The 24,181-nt window shown below is 73.7% G+C and carries 23 protein-coding genes; 14 read left to right on the top strand and 9 right to left on the bottom strand.

The window, feature by feature from the left end:
• Positions 1-33 precede the first annotated feature (33 nt).
• Positions 34-1,494: a cryptochrome/photolyase family protein gene (locus GA0070619_RS33790; protein WP_088947926.1), complete on the top strand. Its 1,461-nt coding sequence runs from the start codon at positions 34-36 to the stop codon at positions 1,492-1,494.
• A 12-nt stretch (positions 1,495-1,506) separates the two neighbouring features.
• Here GA0070619_RS33790 and GA0070619_RS10765 read toward each other — a convergent pair whose 3' ends face one another.
• The 4 genes from GA0070619_RS10765 to GA0070619_RS10750 form a co-directional block, all read right to left on the bottom strand.
• Complete coding sequence (locus GA0070619_RS10765) at positions 1,507-2,418, bottom strand: SDR family NAD(P)-dependent oxidoreductase (protein WP_088947925.1); 912 nt, start codon at positions 2,416-2,418, stop codon at positions 1,507-1,509.
• Between the two features lie 22 nt (positions 2,419-2,440).
• On the bottom strand, positions 2,441-3,958 hold the full coding sequence (locus GA0070619_RS10760) for a flavin-containing monooxygenase (protein WP_088947924.1): 1,518 nt from the start codon (positions 3,956-3,958) through the stop codon (positions 2,441-2,443).
• A gap of 68 nt (positions 3,959-4,026) precedes the next feature.
• Positions 4,027-4,485: a hypothetical protein gene (locus GA0070619_RS10755; RefSeq protein ID WP_088947923.1), complete on the bottom strand. Its 459-nt coding sequence runs from the start codon at positions 4,483-4,485 to the stop codon at positions 4,027-4,029.
• Positions 4,485-4,964: a hypothetical protein gene (locus GA0070619_RS10750; RefSeq protein WP_088947922.1), complete on the bottom strand. Its 480-nt coding sequence runs from the start codon at positions 4,962-4,964 to the stop codon at positions 4,485-4,487. The genes GA0070619_RS10755 and GA0070619_RS10750 overlap by 1 nt, the downstream gene beginning before the upstream one ends.
• A gap of 44 nt (positions 4,965-5,008) precedes the next feature.
• Here GA0070619_RS10750 and GA0070619_RS10745 point away from each other — a divergent pair, with 44 nt between their 5' ends.
• From GA0070619_RS10745 to GA0070619_RS10715, 7 genes are all read left to right on the top strand, one after another.
• Positions 5,009-5,986 (top strand): helix-turn-helix transcriptional regulator, encoded by a 978-nt coding sequence (locus GA0070619_RS10745; protein WP_088947921.1) that lies wholly within the window; start codon positions 5,009-5,011, stop codon positions 5,984-5,986.
• Between the two features lie 93 nt (positions 5,987-6,079).
• A complete protein-coding gene (locus GA0070619_RS10740; protein ID WP_157743971.1) occupies positions 6,080-6,712 on the top strand; it encodes an ATP-binding cassette domain-containing protein in 633 nt (210 codons plus the stop codon).
• On the top strand, positions 6,709-7,986 hold the full coding sequence (locus tag GA0070619_RS10735) for an extracellular solute-binding protein (RefSeq protein WP_088947919.1): 1,278 nt from the start codon (positions 6,709-6,711) through the stop codon (positions 7,984-7,986). Before GA0070619_RS10740 ends, GA0070619_RS10735 begins: the two co-directional genes overlap by 4 nt.
• Positions 7,983-9,749 carry an ABC transporter permease gene (locus tag GA0070619_RS10730; protein WP_088947918.1) on the top strand — a complete coding sequence of 589 codons (1,767 nt, stop codon included), beginning with the start codon at positions 7,983-7,985 and terminating at the stop codon, positions 9,747-9,749. The genes GA0070619_RS10735 and GA0070619_RS10730 overlap by 4 nt, the downstream gene beginning before the upstream one ends.
• Before the next feature lie 59 nt (positions 9,750-9,808).
• Positions 9,809-12,130 carry a tetratricopeptide repeat protein gene (locus GA0070619_RS10725; RefSeq protein WP_088947917.1) on the top strand — a complete coding sequence of 774 codons (2,322 nt, stop codon included), beginning with the start codon at positions 9,809-9,811 and terminating at the stop codon, positions 12,128-12,130.
• 40 nt (positions 12,131-12,170) lie between these two features.
• On the top strand, positions 12,171-12,794 hold the full coding sequence (locus GA0070619_RS10720) for an ABC transporter ATP-binding protein (protein WP_088947916.1): 624 nt from the start codon (positions 12,171-12,173) through the stop codon (positions 12,792-12,794).
• On the top strand, positions 12,791-14,212 hold the full coding sequence (locus GA0070619_RS10715; protein ID WP_088947915.1) for a DUF6297 family protein: 1,422 nt from the start codon (positions 12,791-12,793) through the stop codon (positions 14,210-14,212). The genes GA0070619_RS10720 and GA0070619_RS10715 overlap by 4 nt, the downstream gene beginning before the upstream one ends.
• Before the next feature lie 60 nt (positions 14,213-14,272).
• Here GA0070619_RS10715 and GA0070619_RS10710 read toward each other — a convergent pair whose 3' ends face one another.
• The gene (locus GA0070619_RS10710; protein ID WP_088947914.1) at positions 14,273-14,875 is read right to left on the bottom strand and encodes an MBL fold metallo-hydrolase; all 603 of its coding nucleotides are present in this window, start codon (positions 14,873-14,875) and stop codon (positions 14,273-14,275) included.
• Positions 14,876-14,952: 77 nt separating this feature from the next.
• Here GA0070619_RS10710 and GA0070619_RS10705 point away from each other — a divergent pair, with 77 nt between their 5' ends.
• Positions 14,953-15,759, top strand: a complete 807-nt coding sequence (locus GA0070619_RS10705; protein ID WP_088947913.1) for an SDR family oxidoreductase — start codon at positions 14,953-14,955, stop codon at positions 15,757-15,759.
• 7 nt (positions 15,760-15,766) lie between these two features.
• On the opposite strand, the gene GA0070619_RS10700 is transcribed toward GA0070619_RS10705, so the two are convergent.
• The gene (locus tag GA0070619_RS10700) at positions 15,767-16,375 is read right to left on the bottom strand and encodes a hypothetical protein (protein ID WP_088947912.1); all 609 of its coding nucleotides are present in this window, start codon (positions 16,373-16,375) and stop codon (positions 15,767-15,769) included.
• 181 nt (positions 16,376-16,556) lie between these two features.
• On the opposite strand from GA0070619_RS10700, the gene GA0070619_RS10695 reads away from it, so the two are divergent.
• From GA0070619_RS10695 to GA0070619_RS10685, 3 genes are all read left to right on the top strand, one after another.
• A complete protein-coding gene (locus GA0070619_RS10695; RefSeq protein WP_088947911.1) occupies positions 16,557-17,654 on the top strand; it encodes a DUF5919 domain-containing protein in 1,098 nt (365 codons plus the stop codon).
• A gap of 73 nt (positions 17,655-17,727) precedes the next feature.
• A complete protein-coding gene (locus GA0070619_RS10690; protein WP_088947910.1) occupies positions 17,728-18,609 on the top strand; it encodes a pentapeptide repeat-containing protein in 882 nt (293 codons plus the stop codon).
• A 288-nt stretch (positions 18,610-18,897) separates the two neighbouring features.
• Positions 18,898-19,134 (top strand): preprotein translocase YidC, encoded by a 237-nt coding sequence (locus tag GA0070619_RS10685; RefSeq protein WP_088947909.1) that lies wholly within the window; start codon positions 18,898-18,900, stop codon positions 19,132-19,134.
• Between the two features lie 6 nt (positions 19,135-19,140).
• On the opposite strand, the gene rnhA is transcribed toward GA0070619_RS10685, so the two are convergent.
• The 3 genes from rnhA to GA0070619_RS10670 all read right to left on the bottom strand — a co-directional run bounded on the left by rnhA (position 19,141) and on the right by GA0070619_RS10670 (position 22,393).
• Positions 19,141-19,614 (bottom strand): ribonuclease HI, encoded by a 474-nt coding sequence (gene rnhA, locus GA0070619_RS10680; protein ID WP_088947908.1) that lies wholly within the window; start codon positions 19,612-19,614, stop codon positions 19,141-19,143.
• Positions 19,615-19,793: 179 nt separating this feature from the next.
• Positions 19,794-21,080: a lycopene cyclase family protein gene (locus tag GA0070619_RS10675; RefSeq protein ID WP_412769106.1), complete on the bottom strand. Its 1,287-nt coding sequence runs from the start codon at positions 21,078-21,080 to the stop codon at positions 19,794-19,796.
• 38 nt (positions 21,081-21,118) lie between these two features.
• Positions 21,119-22,393 carry an MFS transporter gene (locus tag GA0070619_RS10670; RefSeq protein WP_231927368.1) on the bottom strand — a complete coding sequence of 425 codons (1,275 nt, stop codon included), beginning with the start codon at positions 22,391-22,393 and terminating at the stop codon, positions 21,119-21,121.
• A 137-nt stretch (positions 22,394-22,530) separates the two neighbouring features.
• Between GA0070619_RS10670 and GA0070619_RS10665 the strand changes: the two genes are divergently transcribed.
• Together GA0070619_RS10665 and GA0070619_RS10660 are read left to right on the top strand one after the other, a co-directional pair.
• Entirely contained in the window at positions 22,531-23,343 is an 813-nt protein-coding gene (locus tag GA0070619_RS10665; protein WP_088947906.1) for an ArsR/SmtB family transcription factor, read from the top strand.
• A gap of 308 nt (positions 23,344-23,651) precedes the next feature.
• Positions 23,652-24,137, top strand: coding sequence for a hypothetical protein (locus GA0070619_RS10660; protein WP_088947905.1), 486 nt, complete (start codon positions 23,652-23,654; stop codon positions 24,135-24,137).
• Positions 24,138-24,181: the final 44 nt, after the last annotated feature.

Here is a 24,181-nt window from a genome sequence, read left to right as displayed (position 1 = left end):
TTGCGACGGCCGGAAAGTGGGCAGAATTGCGGCATGTATCGCCGCCGATGGTTGCTGGCCGACCAGCTCGGGCCACACTTCCTCGACGACCCCGATCAGCCGGTGCTGCTGGTGGAGATCCGAGAGCTGTTCCGCCGACGGCCGATGCACCGGCAGAAGGCTCATCTGATCCTGTCCGCGCTGCGCCACCGGGCGGCCGAGCTGGGCGACCGGGCGCTGCTGCTGCGGACCGGCACGTTCCGTGAGGCGCTGGCGCAGGTCGCCGAGCCGGTGGAGGTGTGTCATCCGCACTCCCGGGCGGCCCTGCGTTTCGCCCGTTCGGTGCCGGAGCTGACAGTGCTGCCACCTCGTGGGTTCATCACCAGCCGGGCCGACTTCGCCGGCTGGGCGGACCGCCCCCGGCGCGGCCCGCTGCGGGTGGCCGACTTCTACCGGTACGCGAAGCGGCGGCACGACATCCTGACCGCGCCGGCCGCAGCGGCCGGGCCGGGGCGTCGACCCCGCGCCGAGGGGCGGGACGCGTCGGCGGTGTCACCGCCGCCCCCACCGATCGTCGAGGACGACATCGACGCCGAGGTCCGCCGCGACCTGGACCGCTGGGCGGCCGACGGGGTGCGGTTCGTCGGCCGGGACGGCCCCCGGCGGCACCCGGCCACCCATGCCGAGGCGCAGGCCCGGCTGGCGCACTTCCTGACCCACCGGCTACCGGTGTACGGCCGCTACGCCGACGTGATGAGCGGCGACGACCCGGTGTTCGCGCACTCGGTGCTGTCGTCCTCGTTCAACCTCGGGTTGCTCCACCCGGAGCCGGCCGTGCGGGCCGCCGAGCAGGCGTGGCGGGACGGGACGGCCCCGCGGACGGCGGTGGACACCTTCGTCCGGGGGTTGCTCGGCTGGCGGGAGTTCCTCTGGCAGCTGTACTGGTACTTCGAGCCGCGCTTCCGGGGGGCGAACTGGCTGGCCGCGACCGAGCCCCTGCCGGAGTGGTTCGCCGAGTTGGACGCCGACGCCGTGGAGGCCCGCTGCCTGGCCGACGTCCTCGGCGGCGTCCGGGACCGGGCGTGGACCCACCACACGCCCCGACTGATGGTGCTGGGCAACTACGCGTTGCAGCGCGGCTGGCGGCCGACCGAGCTGGCGGACTGGTTCCAGCGCTGCTTCGTGGACGGCACCGACTGGGTGATGAACGCGACGGTGATCGGCATGAGCCAGTACGCCGACCTCGCCCGGTTGGACACCCGCCCGTACGCGGTGGACGGCACCGACATCGACGAGATCAGCGACTACTGTGCCGGCTGCCGCTACGCACCGGAGCAGGCGCTCGGCGAGCTGGCGTGCCCGTACACCGGGGGTTTCGAGAGTTTCCTGCACCGCAACCGGGATCGGTTGGTAGGCGACCCGCGGCTCGCCGCCGAACTGGCCCGCCGCGACGAGCCGGAGCACCGCGAGGCGGTGCTGGCCCAGGAGGAGAAGAGGGGCAGCACACCCCCGTGACCGGGACGCCGGTCACGCCACCTCACGGGCCGGGTCGACAGCGGCGTCGCCGGGGCGTTGCGCCGGCACGCCGGGGGTCGGCGGCGCCGGACGGACGACACCCCGGTTCAGACCGGTGACCAGAAGCCGGTTGTACGAGGCCGGCAGGACCCGGGCCAGCAGGTCGGGCAGCTTCGCCGACCAGCCGATCAGCACCCGGCCCCGACGCCGCTCGACGCCGCGCAGGATCACCTCGGCGGCCCGCTCCGGCGAGATGGTGAGCAGCTTCTCGAACTGCGCCCGACCGGCCGCGTACTCCTCGTGTGAGACGCCGCTGCCGATCCGGGCGTTCTCGGTGATGCGGGTGCGGATCCCGCCGGGGTGCACCGACGTCACCCCGATGCCGTCGTCGACCAACTCGTGACGCAGCGCCTCGGTGAAACCGCGCACCGCGAACTTGCTCGCCGAGTATGCGGTCTGCCCGGCCGGCGCGATCAGCCCGAACAGGCTGGAGATGTTGACCAGGTGCGCGCCCGGCTCCGCCTTGAGGGTGGGCAGCAGCGCGTGGGTCAGCTGCACCACGGCCCGGAAGTTGACGTCGATCACCCAGCTGAACTCGTCGAACGTCACCTGGTCGAACCGGCCGCCGAGGCCGACGCCGGCATTGTTCACCAGCAGTCGGACGCGCGGGTGCCGCTGACCGATCTCCGCGGCCACCTGGGCGGTGGCCGTCACGTCGGCGAGATCCACCAGGTACGTGTGCACCTGGCGGCCCGGGTGGTCGAGGCGGATCGCGGCGGTGACCGCCTCCAGCCGCTCGGCGTCACGGTCCAGCAGGACCAGATCACTGCCCCGGCGGGCCAGCGCGTGCGCCAGCGCCGCGCCGATGCCGCTGGCCGCGCCGGTGACCACGGCCGTGGCGCCGGCGAAGTCGAACCTCTGCACGATGGTGCTCCTCTCCGGGCGGTTACCTACGAGCAGACGGACTGGTCGGGACGGGACGCTGGACGCCGACGGGTGTGGCCACCTCGCCGGCCCGGGTGAAGCGCACACCCTCGTCGGTGAGCCGGCCGTGCCGCATCAACAGCACGTCACGGGCGTAGTTCTGGTGCAACCGCCACGGCGCGGCCGCACCCTGCTTGGGCAGGGCGTCGACAGCGCGCAGCACGTAGGAGGAGCGCAGGTCGATCAGCGGCACCCGCCGCGCGTCGGGCGGCGGGAGCGGGGTGACGACCTGCTGGCCGGTGCGGTCCAGGTGCCGCAGCAGCCGGCAGACGTACCCGGCGACCAGGTCGGCCTTGAGCGTCCACGACGCGTTCGTGTAGCCGATGGTCAGGGCGAAGTTCGGCACGCCGGAGAGCATCATGCCCTTGTAGGCGACGCTGTTCGCCAGGTCGACGTCGACGCCGTCCACGCGCACTGTCAGACCACCGAGGGCCAGCAGGTTGAGCCCGGTCGCGGTGACCACGATGTCGGCGGGCAGCTCGTCGCCGGAGGCCAGCCGCACGCCGTGCGCGGTGAAGGTGTCGATGGTGTCGGTGACCACCGACGCCCTGCCCTGCGCGACGGCCGTGAACAGGTCGCCGTCGGGTGCCACGCAGAGCCGCTGGTCCCACGGGTCGTAACGGGGCGAGAAGTGCCGGTCTACGTCGTACCCGACCGGGAGTCGGCCCCTCGCGGCCCGGCGCAGCACCCGCTTCACCAGCCCCGGCGCACGCCGGCTGAGCTGGAAGTTGACGGTGGACAGCAGCACGTTCTTCCACCGCACCACCGGATACGCGGCCTTCGCCGGCAGCCGGCGCCGCAGCGCGTCGGCCAGCCGGTCACGCGAGGGCAGCGCCATGACGTACGTGGGTGAGCGCTGGAGCATCGTCACGTGGGCGGCCCGCTCCGCCATGGCCGGCACCAGGGTCACCGCCGTCGCGCCGCTGCCGATCACCACCACCCGCTTGCCGGCGTGGTCGAGATCGTCGGGCCAGTGCTGTGGGTGCACCACCTGCCCGGCGTACGCGTCGAGACCGGGCAGCGCCGGGGTGTAACCCTCGTCGTAGCGGTAGTAGCCGGTGCAGGCGAACAGGAACGAGCAGGTCAGCACCACGGTTTCGGCGGTGTCGGTGCGCTGGGCGTGCACCGTCCAGCGGGCGGCGGCGCTGTCCCAGTCGGCGCGCAGCACCCGGTGCCGGAAGCGGATGTGCCGCTGCACGTCGTACTCCCGGGCGGTCTCCCGCACGTACTCCCGGATGGTCGTGCCGTCGGCGATGGCCTTCGGGGCGGTCCACGGCTTGAACGAGTAGCCGAGGGTGAACATGTCCGAGTCCGAGCGGATGCCCGGGTAGCGGAACAGGTCCCAGGTGCCGCCGACGGCGTCGCGCGCCTCCAGCACCGCGTACGTCTTGTCGGGGCAGTCACGACGAAGGTGGCAGGCGGCCCCGATGCCGGACAGGCCGGCACCGATGATCAGCACGTCGACGTGGTCGGAGGCCAAGGCGTTCCTCCATCCGGGGCGGTGGACGGACACTAACACCGCGACCACCGCCCCACCATCGTCCTGCGTCAGTCCCTCACCCGGGTGGACGTCATGATCCAGTTGGTCTCCCAGGTCTGCTCGCTGTCGACGGAGAACGCCTGCTCCCAGCGGGCCGTGGTCGCGCTGATGTCCGACCAGATGAACCGGCACCGCACCGGTCGGCCCTCGTGCTGGTCGTCGGCGTAGAAGCGGCCCACCCCGTCGACGAAGCGGCCCACCATCGGCGGCAGCCCCAGCACGCCGTCAACGCTGCTCATCCAGTAGATCGACCACTCCTGCCGGGCCGGGTCGAAGATCCGGACCGTGGCGCCAGCGGAGCCCTTGGTCGGGAAGGTGATCTCGTCGAAGTTGCCGCCGCCACCGAAGAAGCTGTGCGCGACCGACACCCCGGGAAACTCCTCCCACTCGTCGGAGCCCACCAGCCGCTCGCGCAGCCGCCGGTTCACCACGTTCCAGGTGCCCACATAGAAGTCGAAGTCGCCCATCAGCGGCCCACCGGCCCTTCCGCTCGCGTGTCACGCAGATAACCGATCAGATTCGGGCTCTCCGGCGTCAGCATGTGCCGGACCCAGGCGGCCCGCTCGTGCTCCAGCACCGCCAACTCCCAGACGCAGCCCACCGCCGGGCGGCGTAGGTGGACGAAGTGTGCCGGGTCGTCGTCGGGACAGTCCAGCGCCGGCTGCCCGGCCGCGGCGACGCGGACCTCCACCGCGTTGTCCCACACCCAGGTGTACGCCAGCAGGTAGGCGCCGGTGTCCGCGCCCCGGTGCAGCACCACCCACCCGGCGGCCGGGGTGCCGTCGTCGACGACGTCGGCCAGCAACGCCGGCAGCAGGTCGTACGCGGCCTTCTCCACCTCCGGCTCGATCGGCCGCTCCGGCTGGTCGACGTGGTAGCGCTTCAGTTGTCGACCGTCCACCGTGATCGGTCCCGGTGTTGTCAGATCCTTGTCGCGAAAAGCCATGCCGGGACCGTACGAGCGCTCCCCTGACAGCTAGTGTCAGTGAAGTGCGGGCCAGTCGACTCCTTTCCGTCCTGCTGCTGCTCCAGTCACACGGTCGGTTGACCGCCGCGCAGCTCGCCGACCGGTTGGCCGTGTCCCCCCGCACCATCTACCGCGACGTGGAGTCGCTGCACGCCGCCGGCATCCCGCTCTACGGAGAGGCCGGGCACGCCGGCGGCTACCAACTGGTCGACGGCTGGCGGACCCGCCTGACCGGGCTGACCGCCGACGAGGCCGACCGGCTCTTCCTGGCCGGGCTACCCGGCCCCGCCGACGAGCTGGGCTACGGCGACGTGGTCGCCGCGCTGCAACTCAAGCTGCACGCCGCCCTCCCCGCGCCGCTGCGCGACCGGGCCGCCCGACTCCAGCAACGCTTCCACCTGGACACCCCCGGCTGGTACGCCGACGGCGACGCCTCCCCCGAGCTGGCCCGCACGGCCGAGGCGGTCTGGCGGCAGCACCGCGTCGAGGTGCGCTACCGCGGCTGGAACGGTGAGGTGACCCGGGTGCTGGAGCCGTACGGCCTGGTGCTCAAGGGTGGCCGGTGGTATGTGGTGGCCGACCAGCCCGGCCGGGGCTCGCCGGCGACGTACCGGGTCAACCAGATCCTCGCGCTGACCCCCCTGGCGCAGGAGTTCGACCGACCCGCCGACTTCGACCTGCCGGCCTGGTGGCGGGCGCACGTGGTGCGGTTCCGCGCCCAGCTGCACCGCGACGAGGCAACCGTCCGGCTCTCCCCCGCCGGTCGCCAGCGCTTGCGGGAGATCGGCAGCGATCCGGTGGTGACCGCGGTGGACGCCAGCGCCGGGCCGCCGGACGCACGTGGCTGGGTGACCGCGGTGCTGCCGATCGAGTCGCTCACCCATGCCCACGGTGACCTGCTGCGCCTGGGCGCCGACGTCGAGGTGCTGACCCCGGTGGCGCTCCGCGAGCGTCTGGCCGCCACGGCGGCCGGGCTCGCCGCGCTCTACGGGCCCGGCTGAGAAGCTCCGCCATCTCCACAGTGGAAATGGTGAGGACATCGATTGTCGGCACGATGTGCCACCCTGGGGACGTTCGCCCAGCGGTCACCGGAGGTGAGGGCCACGTTACGGCTACGTGCACTGGTCGCCGTCCCCGGCACCGGGCCGGTGACCCTCGACGTCCCAGCCGGCACCCTCGCCGCCCTGGTCGCGCCGCCCCGGTTCGGCACGGCGGTCGCCCGGGTGCTGGCCGGGCTCGCCGCCCCGGTGACCGGTCGCATCATGGTCGGCGACCGGGACGTCACCACCCTGCCGCCGCCGCGCCGGCAGATCGGCTACGTGCCCGCCGGTGGCGCCCTGCTCCCCCAGCTCACCGTGCGTCGCAACATCGAGTACGGCCAGCGCAAACGCGAACGGGTGCACGAGGTTGCCGACGACTGGACGGCCACCGTTGTCGACCGTCTCGAGCTGGCGTTCTCTCTCACCCTGCTGCCGCACCAGATCAACGCCGCCCAGCGGTTCCGGGTGGCGCTCGCCCGGGCGGCTGCCTGCCTGCCCGAGGTGCTCGTCATCGACCTGCCGGCCGGGTCGGCGGGCGACAGCGCCCTCAGTGACCTGATGCCTCGACTCTCCCCACCGGCCTCCCCCGGGGTGGCGGTGCTGGTCTGCACCGCCGACCCGGCCACCCTCGCCGAGATCCCGGTGCGCCATGAGCTGGTCACCGAGCCGAGCGAGGCCACCCCATGACGCCGACCGTCCGACTGGGTCGTCGTACGCTGCTGCGGGCCGCCGCCGCGGGTGCCGCGGCCCTGGCCGCAGGCTGCTCCGGCGGGACCCGGTCGGTGCAGGTCGCGGTCGTCTGGAGCACCAGCGAGCTGGACCGGTTCCGCGAGGTCGTCGCCGACTACCCCGGCGACGTGCAGGTGGTCAGCGCCGGCAACGACATCGACGCGTTCCTGCGGGCCCGGCACCTCGCCGGCACCAGCCCGGACGTGGCGATCCTGCCGCGCCCCGGCCTGGTCACCGAGTACGCCCAGCGCGGCTGGCTGAGCCCGGTGCGCCCGTCCACCGAATACGCGGTGCCCGACGCGCTGGGCGAGCTGCTGACCGCCGAGGGCCGGCGCTACGGCGTCTGGGTGAAGGCGGCGCACAAGTCACTCGTCTGGCACCTGCCGTCCGTGCTGTCCGAGCAGCCGGCCAACTGGGACGAGCTGGTCGCGCTCACCCGCCGGCTCGGCGCGGCCGCACGGCGCGACGGCGGCCCGGCGCCCCTGGCCATCGGCGCGGCGGACGGGTGGGTGCTGACCGACTGGTTCGAGAACGTGCTGGCCGACGTGGCACCCGAGAGCTACAACATCCTCGCCCGCCCGGACGCCGACTGGCAGGCCAGGCCGGTGCGCGACGCCCTGGGTCGGCTCGCCGAGCTGTGGAGCGTCGACGGCGCGTTCCTCGGCGGCGGGCGTCGGGCCCTGCTCACCCAGTACGAGGAGTCGGTGATCCAGATGGTGCACACCCGGCGTGCGGTGATGCTCTTCGGGGCCGACTTCACCGCCGACGTCGTCGGCCCGTTCCAGCGGGGCCCGGAGGCACCGACCACGTTCCCGTTCCCGGGCGCCCGGCCGGGCGGCGGCCCACTGATCGTCGGCGGGGACGCCGCGGTGGCGTTCACCGGCGCCCAGGGCGGGGTCGAGTTGGTCGAGTGGCTCACCAGGGCCGGCTCGTTCGGGCCGTGGCTGCGCGCCGGCGGCTATCTCTCGCCCAACACCAACGTCCCGATCAGCAGCTACACCGACCCGGTCGGCCAGCAGTTGGCCCGGGAGATGCAGGCGCCCGGCACGTTGCGTTTCGACCTCTCCGACCAGCTGCGCGGCGCGTTCACCGGCTCGGACGGGGTCGGCATCTGGCGGATCATGCAGGGCTTCTTCGCCGACGTCACCGACGGCGTCGGCGCCGCCGAGGCGATCCGCCGCGCCACCGGTCAGCTCGCTCTGGCGGCCCGCAGCGCGGGTGGCGGCCGATGAGCCAGGTGCGGGTCCTCGGCGAGCTGGCGGTGCTCGACGACGTCGGGCCGCCCCGGCGCGGCCGGGCCTATCCGGCGGCGGGGGCGACCTCCGCACTGCTGCTGCCGGCCGCGGTGCTGCTCGGTGGGCTCGTGCTCTGGCCGGTGCTGCGGACCATGCACGCCAGCGTCACCACCGATGGCCGCTGGGTCGGCGCGGAACACTTCCGTACCGCGCTCGCCGCCCCGGGCACCGGCGCGGTGGTCGGCCGGACGGTCCTCTGGGCACTGCTGGTGCCGGCGGTGGTGACGGCACTGGGCTATCTGCTCGCCGCCGCCTCCCGCCGCTCCCAGGAGGGCGGGCTGGTCCGGTTGATCCTCCTGGTGCCGGTGGCGTTGCCGCTGGTCGTCACCGGGGTCACCTTCCGGCTGATGTACGACCCGGACCCGCGTCGGGGGCTGGCCACCCTGGTCGCGGCCCGGCTGACCGGCCGCTCGTACGACGACGCGCCGCAGCTGCTCGGGCCGGGGCTGGTCACCGTGGCGTTGATGTCGGCGTTCGTCTGGGCCTGGGTGGGGTTGGCCGTGCTGGTCTTCCGGTCCGCGCTGGACGCGGTGCCGTCGAGTCTCGCCGACGCGGTCCGCGCCTACGGCGGGGGGCGTCGGCATGTCCTGTGGGACGCGCAGTGGCGGCCACTGCTGCTGCGCACGACCGCTGTGGTGTTCGCGTTGGTGGCGGTCGGCACCAGCCGCACGTTCGACCTGATCCTGGTGATGACGCCCGGCTCGGTCCGGGACGAGGCCTCCGTGCTCGCGCTGCGGATCTGGCAGACGTCGGGCGGCACCACGACCGGCGACGGCGCGGCGCTCGGAGTGGTGTGGCTGGTGGCGGTCGTCGGCGGGATCATGGTGGCCGCGCTCTTCGTCCGACAGGCCTGGCCCCCGCCGCGCGCCGAGGCGGCCCCGGAGCCGGGCCCCGTAGCCCCGCCCCGGCGGGTGTTCCGGCTGCTCGCGGCGGGCGCGGCGATCGCCTGGCTGGTGCCGCTGGGGGTGCTGGTCGCCACGTCGGCACACGGCAGGGTGGACGCCGCCGCGCGGGGCTGGTGGTCGGCGCCGCCGAACGGCGAGTCCTACCGCGACCTGGTCACCGGCACCGAGCTGTGGCACACGCTGGGCTTCACGCTGCTCCTGGCCTCCGCGGTGACCGCAACGGTGCTTGTGGTCGCGCTGTTGGCCGCGTACCCGTTGGCCTGGTTGACCGGGCCCGCCGCGCAGGCCACCGGGCTGGTGCTGCTGGCGGCCAGCGTCGTGCCGATCCAGGTCATCGCCGGGCCGGTCAACGAGGTGCTGGGCCTGGTGCTCTCCTCCGGCACGGCCCAGGGCCTGGCCCTGGTGCACATCGCGCTGGGTGTGCCGTTCGCGGTGCTGGTGCTGCGCAACGCGTTCGCCGACCTGCCGGTCGAGCAGGTGCGCGACGCCCGGCTGGGCGGGCGTCGGTGGTGGCACACCCTGCGACGGTTGGCCCGGCACAACCTGTCGGCGGTGGTGGCGGTCTCCGTGCTGGAGTTCGTTCAGGTCTGGAACGACCTGGTGGTGGGTCGGCTGTTCAGCGGGCCGGGGGCGTCGCCGCTCGGCCCGTTCCTGGCCGAGCAGACCCGCAGCTTCGTGAGCAACAGCGGCGCGCTGGCGGCCAGTTCGGTGCTCGCCTCGGTGCTGCCGGTGGTGCTGGTGGTGCTGTCGCGGCGGCACCTGGTCGCCGGGCTCGTCTCTGGAGGTGTCCGCTGACCCGGCCGGGCGGTGGCCGCCGCAGCTCCCGTTGGCCGGCGCTGATCGCGATCGGCGGGGTGGTCAGCGGTGTCCTCGCCAACGTGGTCAGCAACCTCGCCAGCGACCTGCTCTCCGGGCTGGCGGCCAGCGTGCTCGGGCCGACGAGCATCGCCCTCGCCGTCGGGGGCATCGTCGGCTTCGTGGTCTACGAGGTGCGTCGCCGCCGGGCCGACCGGGAGGTCGACCCCGAACCGACGGATGTGCTCACCGCGCCGTCCACCGGCGCGCCCACCCTGCCCTACACGGCCGAGTTCACCGGCCGCGAGGACCATGTCGAGGCGGTGCTCGGGCTGCTCGCCCGCGAGCACGCGGTGGCCGTGCTGGGCCGCCGCGCGGTGGGCACCTCCGCGTGCGCGGTGCAGGCCGCGAACCTGTGCCGGGACGACTTCCCCGACGGGCAGTACTACCTCGACCTGCGGCGGCGCGGTCGAGCTCACTCGGCCCGGCAGGTGCTCACCGCGTTGGCCCGGATCCTGGGCACCGCCCCGCCGGTCTCCGGTCGGCCGGACGCGCTCGTCGCCGCCGCCGACGCCCTGCGCGGCCAGCTCGACGGCCGCCGGATCCTGCTGGTGCTCGACAACGTCGACCGGCCCGAGCAGGTGTGGCCACTGCTGCCACCCACCGCGCGCACCTGCCGGCTGCTGCTCGCCGGCGGTCCGGCGCTGGTGGGGCTCAAGGGTGTGGTCGCACACTGGATCGCCGAGCCGGGCACCTCCGAGGCGGTCGAGCTGTTCGCCGCCGCCGGTGGGGCCGCCCCCGCCGCCCGGGTTCGCCGTGCCGACCCCCGCACCGACCCGGAGGTCCGCGAGATCGTCGACCTGTGCGGCCGTCAGCCGCGCACCGTCCGGGCGCTCGGTTACCGCACCGCGCAGCACGGCTGGCGGCACTCCGACCTGCTGGACGCGCTCCGTCGTGCCGTGCAGACACCGCCACACCAGCGGCTCGCCGTCTCGCCGGCCGCACGTCTGATCACCGAACGGGACACCGCGTACCGGGCGTTGACCCGCGGGGCCCGACGGTTGTACAGGGTGATGTCGCTGACCCCCGCCCCGGTGGACCGGCCGACCATCGCCGCGCTGGCCGGGCGGCACCCCGAGCGGGTGACCGCGCTGCTCGACCAGTTGGCCGCCGCGGCGTTCGTGGTCGGCGCGCCCGGCGACCGGTACGAGATCCGCCCGCTGCTGGCCGCCAGCGCCCGGCTGCACCTGCGCGACGCCGATCCGGCCCGGGCCCGGGTCGCCGCGCAGGCCCGACTGACACGACACCTGGCCCGCAGAGCCGAACGGCACGCGGCCAACCTGGCGGTGCTCGGCACCCCACCGGACCGGGAGTGGTCGTTGCCGCTGGACGACGACCCGTACGGCTGGTTCGACCTGCACCAGGAGCTGCTGCTGGCGGTGGTACGGGTGCCGGCCGGCGCGGCCGAGACGCTGCCCCGCCGGGTGCGCCGGTGGTGGTTCCGGCTGGCCGTGGCGCTCTGCGGCTGGCTGGCGTACGCCGAGCGGCTCGACGAGTGGGAGCAGGTCTGCCGCACCGTGCTGGCCACCCCGACGGCCGACGACCGACCGGAGATCGCCGGGTGGGCGCACAACGAGCTGGGTGTGCTGCGCCGTCGCCGCCACGACCCACACGGGGCGGCGGCCGCGCTCACCCTCGCGGTCAACGAGCGTGGGCGCCGGGGCACCGCCCAGGCCCGGATGAACCTGGGCCTGGCGCTGCTGGACCTGGGGCAGCTCGACGACGCGGTGGAGCACCTGGAGATGTCGCGTCGGCACCGCTCGGGGGCCGACCGCGCCGGGCACGCCCTCACCGACCTGGGTCTGGGCGCGGCGCAGCTGGCCCGCGGTGAGCTGGACATCGCACACCACCACCTGGTCCGGGCGGCCAACACGTTCCGGTCGGTGGGTGACGCGCGCGGATACGCGGCGGCGCTGACCAACCTGGTGCTGGTGCACGCGGCGCTCGGCGAGCACCTGGACGCCGCGCAGGCGTGGCGGGCCGCGCTGCACGAGTACGAGTCGGTCAACGACCCGACCAGCCGGGCGACGGCGCTGCTCAACGCCGGGGCGACGCTGCTGAGCAGCACGCCGGGGCAGGCGCACACGGCGTACGAGCTGCTGGCCGAGAGTCGGCGTCTGCGCGAGGAGGCACGCCCCACGGCGGGGCTGGCGCGCACCCTGCTCTACCTGGGTGACGCTGCCGCCGCGCTGGGCGACCATGCCGACGCGCGGCGGCACTGGGCGGACGCGGCGGCGGTCGCCGAGGAGGTCTCCGACGATCAGGGGCTGGCCGCTGCCGACGCCCGACTTGAGGCCGACGCCACGGACCGCGTGACGTAGGTCGCTCAGGTTGGTCGGTGGCACGGCTCTGGGAGACTCTGTGATCGTGGACGCGCTCTCGGTACGGGGACTCAGTCGCAACTTCGGCAACCTGGTCGTGCTCGACGACGTGAGCTTCACGCTCGCGGCGGGCCGGATCGCGGTGGTGCTGGGCCCCAACGGCAGCGGCAAGACCACCCTGCTGCGCTGTGTCGTCGGCGCGGACCGCCCGGACGCGGGCGAGGTGCGGGTGCAGGGCCGCCGGGCCGACGAGACCGACCCGCAGGTGCGGGCGCTGGTGGCGGCGGCCCTGGACGACATCGACTTCTTCCCCGACCTGTCCGTGGTCGAGCACCTGGAGCTGGTGGCGTACGCCCATGGGGGTGACGCCGAGCCGGTCGAGGAGGTCCTCGCCGAGCTGGGTCTGGAGCCGGCCCGCGACCAGCTGCCGGTGACCCTGTCCAGCGGGCAGCGCCGCCGGCTGGCGTTGGCCTCGTGTTTCGTTCGGCCGCGCCGGGTGCTGATCCTGGACGAGCCCGAGCAGCGGTTGGACGTGCGCGGGCGGCAGTGGCTCGCCGAGCGGCTGCTGCGGGAACGCGCAGCCGGGACGGCCGTGCTGCTGGCCTCGCACGACCCGGAGTTGATCGACGCGGTGGTCGACGAGCGCATCGAGATCGGCCGGTGACCGCCCCGCCGGCCACGATCGCCGACACGCCGGCCGGGGTGCCCACCGCCCGGCAGCTGCGGACACACCTGCGCAAGGCGCGCAGCCGACACCACGACCACTCCCTCGGCGACGTGCTGGGTGACGCGTACGTCATGGTCCTGTTCGGGGCCATGTACGGCTGGTTCGCGATCAGCGCGAGCCGCGACCTGCTGGACTCGCCCACGGTGGGGCGGGCCGAGCCGGGCGTGCGGTGGTGGTTGGCGGTCGCCGCGCTGCTGGCCGGCGCCGGGCTCGCCTGGCGTGGTCTGCGCGCTCTCGGGCCGCTGCTGGTCACCCCGGCCACGCAGAGCTGGGCGACCAGTGCGCCGGTGGATCGGCGGGCCTGGCTGGCGCCGCGCTTCGCCCTGCTGCTGGTGGGTGCCGCGGCCGGCACCGCGGCGCTCGGGGTGGCCGTGGCGGCGCTCGGCGGTGTCACCGACCTGGCGGCGCTGGGTTGGGCGGCCGGGGCCGGTGCGGGGTGGGGTGCGGCCGCGCTGGCGCTCAGCGTCGTCGCCCAGAGCAGCCGGGCGGGTCGGCGGTGGCCGACACTGGTCGGTGCGGTGCCGATGGTGGCCGCTGCGGCCATCACCGCCCTGGTGGTGCTCGTCGGTCGTTTCGGCGACGGGCTGCCCCGGCCGGCGACGATGCCGACGGTCGCGCTGTTCGCCGCGGCGGTGCCCCTCGTGGGCGCGGGCACCATCCTCGCGGTACGCGCGTTGCCCCGGGTCGACCGGGCCACGCTGACCACCGGCGCCCAGTTCGCCAACGCCGCCTCCACGGCCATGATCCTGCTGGACCCGAGCCTGCTCGCCGGCCTGGTGGAGAGCCGGCGTTGGCGTCGGATCGGCCGGGTTCGCAGCAGCCGCTTCCTGCCCGGCCCCGGCTGGTGGGCGCTGCTCCAGGCCGACGTACGCCGGTTGCGCCGCCACCCGAGCGCCGTGCTGATCTGGGCCGCCCTGATCGGGGTGCAGTATGCTGCCGCGCTCGCCCTGCCCGGGCTGGCCGGGGCCGCGCAGGTGGTGTTCGCCTACCTCGCCGTCGACCGGCTGACGGGTGGTCTGCGGTCGGTCAGCCGCTCACCCGGGCTCCGTCGGGCCCTCGGTGGCAGCGACACCCTGCTGCGGGGGATCCACGTGGTGGTGCCGGCGATCGGCGCGGGTCTGTGGTGGTTGCTGACCCTGCCGACGGTCGACCCGGGGCCGGCCTGGCTCGCGCCGACTCTGGCGGTCGGGGTGGTGCTCGCCGCGTTCCGGGCCGGCACCCGCCCGCCGATCAACTACGGCGGCGCGACGGTCAACACCCCGTTCGGGATGATCCCGGTCGACCTGATGCGACAGGGTTCACGCGGGCCGGCGCTGCTCGCCGTGCTGGTCCTCGTCCAACTGTTCCTGGGCTGAGGCCGGGCGGGCCCACGCTGAGACGCTCGGCGTGACCCTTGCCCTCCCGAACGACAGGAGTCAGGCGCTGTCGCCGGGCACGAGGTGGCGGTAGCCGGGGATCGTCTCGGTGAACCAGCCGGCGACGCTCGCCAGGCCGCGCTCGTTGAGCTGGGCGTCGTGGATCGGGTACGCCGCCGCAGCGCCCACGGCGGCGGCGAATCGGATCGCCTCGTCGAGGCGCAGCCACGACCCCTGGGCCGGGACGAGCAGTGTGTGCACCGGCTCGTCCGGCACGTGCAGTGAGTCGCCGGGGTGATAGAGCCCGGCACCGACCAGGTAGCCGAGGTTGGGGCAGTCCGGTTGCCCCTCGTGGATGGCGGCGTGCCGGCCGCCGTGGGCGCTGACCTCGATGCCGGCCGCCGTGAAGCGTTGCCCTGCGCGGACCCGGGTCACCGGCAGCGGCGCGAGATCCGGCAGTCGGGCGCCCTCGGGGGCGTACACCGGGACGCCGAGGCCGGCGAGCCGCAGGACGTCCACGTGGTCGGTGTGCTCGTGGGTGACCAGGACGGCGTCCGCGCCGACCAGGGCGCGCGGCTCGCTCCACGTGCCCGGGTCGATGACCAGCACCCCGCCGCCGTGCTCGACCCGGACACAGGCGTGCGTGAATCGGGTGATCCGCATCCGGCGACGGTACGCCCTCGGCGGCCAGGGACGTGGCGTGGCGATTGGGTCGGCCCGCTCGGGGTAGTGCGAACCACATGCCCCAGCGATACGAGAACTACCCGAGGATCGCCGTGGTCACCGGTGCGGACTCCGGCATCGGCAAGGCCTGCGCGGTCGCGCTGGCCGAGGCCGGCTTCGACATCGGCATCACCTGGTACGGCGACCCCGACGGCGCCGAACGGACCGCGACCGAGGTCCGCGCCACCGGTCGTCGCTGCGAGGTCGCCGAGGTGGACCTGACCCGGCTACCGGAGGCGGCGGCGGTCGTGGACGAGCTGGCCGACCGACTGGACGGCATCGGGGTGCTCGTCAACAACGCCGGCACCGGCGCCTCGACGCCGTTCGTCGACACCGGTTGGGAGCAGTGGCGCGAGGTGCTCGCCGTCGACCTGGACGCGCCGTTTTTGTGCGCACAACGGGCCGCGCGACGGATGCGGGCCGCCGGCACCGGCGGGCGGATCATCAACATCACCAGCGTGCACGAGCACGCGCCCCGGGTGGGCTCCGCCGCGTACTGCGCTGCAAAGGGTGGGCTGGGTCTGCTGACCCGGGTGATGGCACAGGAGCTGGCCGCCGAGGGGATCACCGTCAACGCGGTCGCCCCGGGTGAGATCGCCACGCCGATGACCGGCATGGAGGACGTCGACCCGTACACCCAGGACCGGCCCGGCGTGCCGGTGGGGCGACCGGGCGACGCTCGCGAGGTCGCCGCAGTGGTCGCGTTGCTCGCCTCCCCCGCCGCCAGCTACGTCACCGGGGCGTCCTGGCCGGTCGACGGCGGGATGCTGCTGATGGGCCCGCAGGCCAACTCGTTGACCAGCGACGACTGGCGTTCGGTCTGAGCGGCGGTCAGTTCCGCTCGGCCGCGGCCGTGCGCAGGATGTAGAGGAACTGCGCGGCGAACGCCGCCAGCGCGACCACCACCCCGGCCGGGATCGCGAGCGTGTGCCCGACGCCGGCCAGGCCGGCCAGCAGTGCGACCCCCAGCCCGACCAGCAACGCGTTGACCGCGCCGACCAGCGCGGCAGTGGTCAGCAGGAACTCCCATCGCCCGCGCTCGATGCCCACCAGGGACCAGGCCGATCGCATCGTGCCCTCGTCGGTCACGGCGTCGGCGAAGAAGTCGTGCTGGCCGGCGAACCGGTGGTGGTAGTACGCACGGATGCGCTGGATCCTCCACAGGTCCAACGAGTTCTCGACTGTCGTCTCGACGAGCCGCAGGAAGGTCAGCAGCCCGATGACCACCAGGGTCGGCAGCACCGCGCCCAGGTAGGGCCGGACCAGCTTGTCGTTGCTGGCCACGAAGCCCAGCCCGATCAGGGCGGCCGACAGGACGGACAGGTAGATGGTGGCCCGGCCGGTGGACTCGGCGACGGTGCCCGAGCGGGCGGTCTCCAGCGCGAAGTGCTCGGTGGTCAGGGCGGTCAGCAGCGCCTGTTCGCGTTCACTGTCATTCATCAGAGCCCACCCTGTGTAGTCGCGCGCCACCGTTACCGTCACCCTATGAGCGGTGGTGACGGTCCGGTCAACGAACCCGCTGGCCCCGAACGGGACAGCGAGCAGCAAACCGGGCACGTATCCTCCGCACCCTGGTGATTTGCGGGCGGCGGTGGGCCGACCCACGAGGGAAGGGGACCGGATGCCCGAGTGGGCTGGTCGGGGCGGGCGGCAACGACGCGCCTTCGTCGTCGGTGGGGCACTGCTCGGAGTCGCCGTCGTCATGCTGGTGGGCGCCTGGCGCAGCACCGGCTTCCTCAGCGACCTGCTGCTCAACCTCGGTGCCAGCGTGGTGCTCGCGGCCATCTCGTACGTCATCTTCGACCCGCTGTTCGAGGAGGCCCGCAAGGCGCGGGTGCAGGAGCACCTGAGCTTCGACCAGCAGGCGTTCGTGAGCCGGCTGAACCGCTCCGGACGCCGGGTGCGCATCCTCGACACCTGGACGATCCTGCTGGAGCAGCGGCACCGCGAGGAGACCCTGACCGCGATACGAGCGGCGCTCGGCAACGGCGCCCAGGTGCAGTTGCTCCTGCTCGACCCGGACTGCACCGCCGCCCAGCAGCGCTCCGAGGAGTTGGAACGGCAGCGGGTGGACGTGCCCCGACAGATCCGCACCAACCTGCGCCACCTGGCCGCCTTCAGCGACGCCCTCGACTCCCGGCTACGGCAGCGCCTGCAGGTCCGGCTCTACGACGCGTCCCCGTCGATCCAGCTCTACCAGTGGGACGGGCGGGCGTTGATCTCGTTCTTCCCGATCGGGAAGCTGTCGTTCAACGTGCCTCAGCTGGAGGTGGACATGGACAGCCCGTGGGGCGGGTTCGTGCACGCCCGCTTCGAGGAGTTGTGGGAGCACGAGCAGGCCACCCTGAACCTGGAGCGGTACTGGTCGGTCGTGGTCACGCTGCGCCACGACGACTCGGACGTGGTCGAGGTGCGCGTGCCGTACGTGACGGTGGACGGGCAGCACTACGTCGACTGCCGCGGGTTCCGGGTGACCGGGCCGCTGACCGTGCGGGCCATGCTGCCGCCCCGCGCGCCCGGGGCGTCCACCGCGGTGTTCGCGCTGGCCGAGCCCGCCGACGGCGACCACACGCCGGCCGACGCAGTGAAACGGCACTTCGACCAGAAGTACGGGCACGACGACGGGGACCGGGCGATCTACCGGTTGGTGCCGCCACCGGGCCACTCCCGTACCCCGGCTCCCCGCTCGGCGGCGGCCGGCGACACGCACGGACGGTGACCCCGAGCCGACCGGTCGGCTCGGCGCGCGAAACAATGGTGGCCTCGCCCCGGACACCAGGAGGACTGGCCACGTGTCGCCCAGCCCCGCACCGCCTCCCGGATCGGCGCAGCTGCGCGCCGACTGCGGACGCTGCTTCGGCCTCTGCTGCGTGGTGCCCGCGTTCGCCCGATCGGCGGACTTCGCCATCGACAAGCCGGCCGGGCAGGCATGCCCCAACCTGGGCCCGGACCACCGCTGCGGCATCCACACCGAGCTGCGGCAACGCGGGTTCCCCGGTTGCACGGTGTTCGACTGCTTCGGTGCCGGCCAGCAGGTCTCCCAGGTCACCTTCGGCGGGCGCGACTGGCGGGACGCGCCGGAGACGCTGCCGGCCATGGCGGAGGCGTTCGCCGTGCTGCGGCCCCTGCACGAACTGCTCTGGTACGTCACCGAGGCGCTGACGCTGCACCCGCCGGCCGACCTGCGCGACGAGCTGGCCCGCGCCCGCGCCGAGACGGCGGCACTCACCGAGGGTGACCCGACGCGCCTGCGCACGGTGGACGTCGCCGCGCACCGGGACCGGGTCAACCCCCTGCTGTCCCAGGCCAGCGACACGGCCCGCTCCCCCGGGGGCGTCGACCACCGGGGCGCGCGCCTGCCCGGCGCCGACCTGCGCCGGGTCGACCTGCGCCGGGCCAACCTGCGCGGGGCGCTGTTGATCGGCGCCGACCTGCGCGGCGTCGACCTGAGCCTCGCCGACCTCACCGGCGCGGACCTGCGCGGGGCCGACCTGCGGGGCAGCGACCTGCGGAACACCCTCTTCCTGCACCAGTCCCAGCTGGACGCCGCTCGGGGCGACGTACGCACCGGTCTGCCGGCGACGCGCACCCGGCCACCGCACTGGACGGCGCTGCCGCTCACCCCGGTCCGCCAGCCGTCCCGGGCCACGGCCCGTCGCGGCCAGCGCCGATAGCGGCCTGGTTGCAGACGGCGGGTCAGCTCGGCATCGCCGCCGGCTCCGCGACCAGCGGCGCGGTCAACGACCACCTCGGTAACACTCCCGGCGTTCCTGGTGGTCTGCGGCGCGCTGGCGGTGGCGCTGACCGTCGCGCTCAGCCGTCGCCGGACGCTGCGGCTGCCGTCCGCTCCCCCACCCGCCGAGACTCTCCGACCGGCGGTCACCGCTGGCGGGCGAGGTTTCGGCCGTGACCACGCCGGGTAGCCAGCGCCGACGCGGACCGGCATCGACGGGAGGCACGGCGTGGGCTACCGAAAGCGCGACGGTGAGTTGCCGGGCGACCCGCAGCACAGCGAGGACGAGGCCGGCCAGGTGCCGTTGGTGCAGGTCGAGGCGGACACCGAGGTCCCGGCGCCGGAAGACACCGACGTACGGCCGGACATCGTCACCGAGGACAACAGCGCGGGCATGACCGGCGGCTCGTCCGGCAGCAGCGGCGGCGGGTCGAGCATGCCGGGGCACCCCGACGCGGCCCGCTGACCCGGCTCAGCGGCTGGCCAGTGCGGCTCGCGCCTCCGTCATGCCCTTGTTGGCCAGCCCGTCGGCCCGCTCGTTCTCCGGGTGACCGTTGTGCCCCTTGACCCACAGCCAGGTGACCTGGTGCCGCTCGCAGGCCGCCTCCAGCCGCTGCCACAGGTCGGCGTTCTTCACCGGCTGCTTCGCGGCGGTCAGCCAACCGTTGCGCTTCCAGGACGCCAGCCAACTGGTGATGCCGTTGCGCACGTACGTGCTGTCGGTGTGCAGCTCGACGGTGACCGGCCGGTTCAGGCTCTCCAACGCCTGGATGGCCGCCATCAGCTCCATCCGGTTGTTGGTGGTCGGGGTGGCCTCGCCACCGCACAACTCCCGCTCGTGGTCGCCGTAGCGCAACAGCGCGCCCCAACCGCCCGGCCCGGGGTTGCCACTGCACGCCCCGTCGGTCCAGATCTGCACGCCCCTGCCGGCCGCTGCGTCCACCATGCCCGGCAACCTACCGGGCGGTGACCTCGTCCTCCCCTCTCGGGGGGCCGGCGCGCCGAGGCGGCGCACCGCACACAATGCCGGCGTCGAGACTGCGGCCCCGCACACGGTGCCCCACTCCCGGGGCAGCTCGACAGGCGGCGCAGGAGACGACGCCGGTCAGGTCAGGACGACGCCGGTCAGGTCGGACGGGGTGCTCCACCCGCGCCGGGCTCCGAGCCCAGCGGGTCGCCCACCACGGCGGGCGGGACGGCCGGCGCCGGGCGGGTCGGGCGCAGCCGGTCGCGGACGCGGTGCGCCGCGTCGCCAGCGGTGGCGGCGATCATCGGCAGCAGCCGGGTCGAGTTCATGATCGCGACCTCCTCGGCCGGGGTGGTGACGCCGTCGAGGAAGCGCAGCACCCGCTCGGCCGGGTTGCGGTCGAAGAGCCGGTCGAAGAAGTCCGGACCGCCGACCCCGCCCCGGTCCAGCGCCCGAAGGGCCACCGCGTCCATCCAACGGTGCCGGCGCGGGTAGGCCGCCTGCGGCACCGGTGGTCGTCCCGCCGCGAGGGCACGGGCCACCTGGTCGGCCTGTCGGTACATGGCGGAGAAGGTGAAGCCGGTGGAGGGGCGGGTCGCACCACCGGCCGTACCGAGCCGGACCACCCGGGGTGAGGGCCGGGCCGGGAACGGCGCGTCGGTCATCGGGATCACCCCGTTCTCCACCTCGCGCACGCGCAGCCCGGCAGGGTCCAGGCCGAGCAGGTCCCGGTAGCCGGCCAGCGCCGCGTCGTACCCGGCGTCGGTGAGCAGGTCGGGCGAGAACTCGGTGTACTCGACCAGGGCGTACCTGTCGCTCACCGGCAGCACGTAGCCGAAGGAGACGCCCCGGGGCGGTTGCGGGGTGCGGAAGTCCATCAGCACCGCGCGCGCCGGGTCGAAGACGGGCCGGTCGGCCTCCAACCACCAGCCGCGGAAGTGCTGCAACCAGGTGGTCCGCCCCGCTCGCGCCGGTGGGCGGGGGCGGGAGTCGAGCACCCAGCCGGCCCGTACGGTCTGCCCGTCGCCGGTGCGCACCAGCACCCGTGTGCCGTCGTCGGTCACCGTCTCGGCGGGTGCGACGATCCGGGTGGCGTCCAGCCGGCGCTCGGCTGCGGCAGCCCGGTCGTAGACCGGGCCGGAGCGGAGCATGGCGTACCTCAGTGGGGTCAGGTCCAGGACGCGGCGCCGGGCCGTCGTCGCCACCTCGACCTGCTGCCAGCTCGCGCTGAGCAGCGGGTCCAGATCGGTGCCCGGGTGGCCCCAGAACGCCCAGGTGCGGTCCTGACCGCGCCGGCGGACCGGATCGACGACGGCGATGCGCAGGTCCCGCACATCGTGCCGGTCCAGTGCGGCGAGCAGCAACGACGCCGCGCCGCCACCGCCGAGCAGCGCGAGGTCGACATCGAGCGGCGCGGAATCGGTCACCGCACCACGCTGCCACACCGCCGCGGGCGGCCGCGCGCCGCCACCCGGCACAGCGCTCAGGGCACCGGCGTGGGCCGCTGGTCGACCAGGGGCGGATCGGCGTCGGCGCGTGCCACCGTCGCGCGGTCGAAGACCCGCCAGGTGGCCAAGGAGACGCCGATGGCCACCACCAACCCGACCCAGTACGGCGCGGTGATGCCGAACCGGGCGGCGAGCAGCCCGCCGAGCAGTGCGCCGACGCAGTTGCCCCCCGCCGCCACGAAGAGGGTCGTGCTGGCGACCCGTCCCTGCAGTGTCGGTGGGGTGAGTCGTTGGCGCAGGGAGTTCGCCACGATGTTCCACAGTGCGCTGTGCACGCCGAAGGCGAAGAGCGCGATCCCGACCACGATGGTGCTGCGCGAGGCGGCCAGCGCCAGGTGCAACCCCGCCTCGATCAGCAGACCGACCCGGATCGTCCAGGTGGGGCTGATCCAGGCGATGAGCCGGTCGCCGAGGAGCGCGCCGAGCACCCCGCCGACGGCCATGCAGGTGAACAGCAGCCCGTAACCGACGGACCCGAGTCGCAGCCGCTCGGCGGCGAGCAGCACGAGCACGGCGAGCGCTGCGGTGAGGGTCACGTTGAGCAGGCCGATCAGCACGGCCATCGTGCGCAACAACCGCTGGTGGGCCAGCCAGCGCAGCCCTTCGACGATCTCGGCGCGCATCGATCGGGTCGACCGTACGCGGGAGTCGGTCGCGGCGGCCCGGAAGTCACCGCCGATCAGCGCCACCAGCACCGCGCTGAGGGCGTACGTGACGGCGTTGACGAGGAACGGGCTGCCCGCCGAGAGCGCGAACAGGAACCCGCCGAGCGGGCCGGCGAGCATCCCGTTCATGAGGGTGGTGCCACCGCCGAGCCAACCGTTGGCGCGCTCCAGGCGGTGCCGGGGCACCACTGTCGGCAACATCGCCTGGCTGGCCGAGCGGAACACGATCTCACCGGTGTTGACCACGAACAGCACCACGTACAGCAGCACCACCCCGGCCCGACCGCTCATGATCGCCGTGGCCAGGACGGCGAGCGCGACCACCCGGACCAGGTCGATGATGATCATCAGGCGGCGTCGGTCCATCCGGTCCACCAGCACGCCGCCCGGCAGGGCGAAGAGCAACCACGGCAGCCAGGCCACGGCGGACGCCGCGGCCACCACGAGCGGATCGTCGGTACGCGAGGCGACGAACAGCGGTGCGGCGACGGTGGCCAGCCCGCTGCCCAGGGCCGAGAGGGTGCTGGCCGCCCAGAGGCGGGCGAACACCGTTCCCAGGCCGGCCGTCGTGTTGTCCTGTGTCACGGCGAGCGAACCTATCAGCGCCTCCCCCGCCTCCACCCGGATTTATCCGAGCGGCAGAAGCTCGACCGTGTTGACAGACAACCGCCTGGTTGCCTATTTTGACAGGCAACCGCTTGGTTGCTTTTTACGGAGGGCCGATGGACGACGCGTTCCGGGCGCTGGCCGATCCCAGCCGGCGTCGGCTGCTTGACCGGCTCAACGACCGCAATGGCCAGACCCTGCGGGAGCTCTGTGACGGGTTGGCGACGAGTCGACAGGCGGTCAGCAAGCACCTCGCGGTGCTGGAGGCGGCCCACCTCGTCACAAGCATTCGGCGCGGGCGGGAGAAGGTGCACTACCTCAACGCCGCGCCGATCAACGCCATCGCCGACAGATGGCTCAGCCGATACGACCGCGAGCGAGCCGCCGCGCTCGCCGACCTGAGCACCGCATTGGAGCGACAGTCCATGGAGAGTCCCGCGTTCGTCTACACCACCTACGTCAGGACCACCCCGCAGCGGCTCTGGGCCGCGCTCATCGAACCGGCCTTCACCCGCCGCTACTGGGGCGGGGTCGCTCTGGCGTCCGACTGGCAGGTCGGGTCTCCGGTGCTGTGGCAGGACACGCCGGACGGCGAGCCACGCGATCTCGGTCAGCGGGTGCTCGTCGCCGAGCCGTACCGTCGCCTGTCGTACAGCTGGCACGGCTTCCAGCCGGAGCACGCCGAGCACTTCGGCTGGTCACCCGAGCAACTGGCCGCCCGGCTCGGTGAGCGCCGGTCGAAGGTGACCTTCGAGATCGAGCCACACGGCGACGCGGCCGTCCGGCTGACCGTCGTCCACGACGACTTCTCCCCCGACAGCGAGATGCACCGGGCGATCAGCGGCCAACTCGATGGCAGCGGCGGCTGGCCGGAGCTGCTGGCCAGCCTCAAGACCCTGCTGGAGACCGGCGAGACGATCCCCGCGTAACCCGCCGGCCGACCGGGTTCAGCCCGCCCGGTCCTGGACAGCCGACGCCATACCTCGCCATCGACCCAGCGGCGACAGCCCGGGCGGAGCGGACATCGATCGGAGCACCGGTGCCGGTCGGGCCGTCCGGGCCTTTCCGCAGCTCTCCCCGCCTTCGGGTGGACACGTGACGGCAACGAGGAATTCTCATTTTCACCTGATCGTGGGCCCAACCCACCTAGTGTTGGGCACACCGGTGCTAGTCACGGAGTTGGCCACCCGAACGACGTCCCACGCAGTCAGCGGACGAAAAGTGAGGGAAGACGCGTATGAAGGTCTCAACAGCACTCTGCTCGGCGGCGCTCGGCGTGGGCCTCGGCACGCTCCTGCTGCCAGGCGCCGCACTGGCCGACACCACGGTGTCACCGGCCACCACCCCGGTCGGTGGGACCGTCGTGCTCACCGCGACGACCTGCAACCCGAAGTCGGGTGACGCCCTCTTCCGGGTCACCGGCCCCAACCGCGACCAGAACGTCCGATCCACCACGGCCGCGGCCGGCGGCGGGCTCAGCGCCGAACTCTTCACCGCCGGGTTCACCCTGGGCACGTACACGGTCGCGGCGACCTGTGGCGACGGCAGCTCGGCCGGCACGGCCACGTTCGCCGTCACCCCGATCGGCGGCGCACCCGCCGGTTCCGGCGGCGACAGCCGCGACACCGGCACCCTGGCCGCCGGCGGCACGCTGCTCGGCACCGCCCTGGCCGGCGCGGTGATCCTGATCCGCCGGCGACGTCCGGTGTCCACTGTCGCCTGATCGGCGACTGCTCCATCCCTGAGGACGGGTGCCCGCACCGGTGA

The sequence above is a fragment of the Micromonospora zamorensis genome (assembly GCF_900090275.1).
Classification (GTDB): Bacteria; Actinomycetota; Actinomycetes; order Mycobacteriales; family Micromonosporaceae; genus Micromonospora; species Micromonospora zamorensis.
The sequence above is the reverse complement of the archived record's forward strand: the minus strand, read 5'-3'. Positions and strand labels throughout refer to the sequence as shown.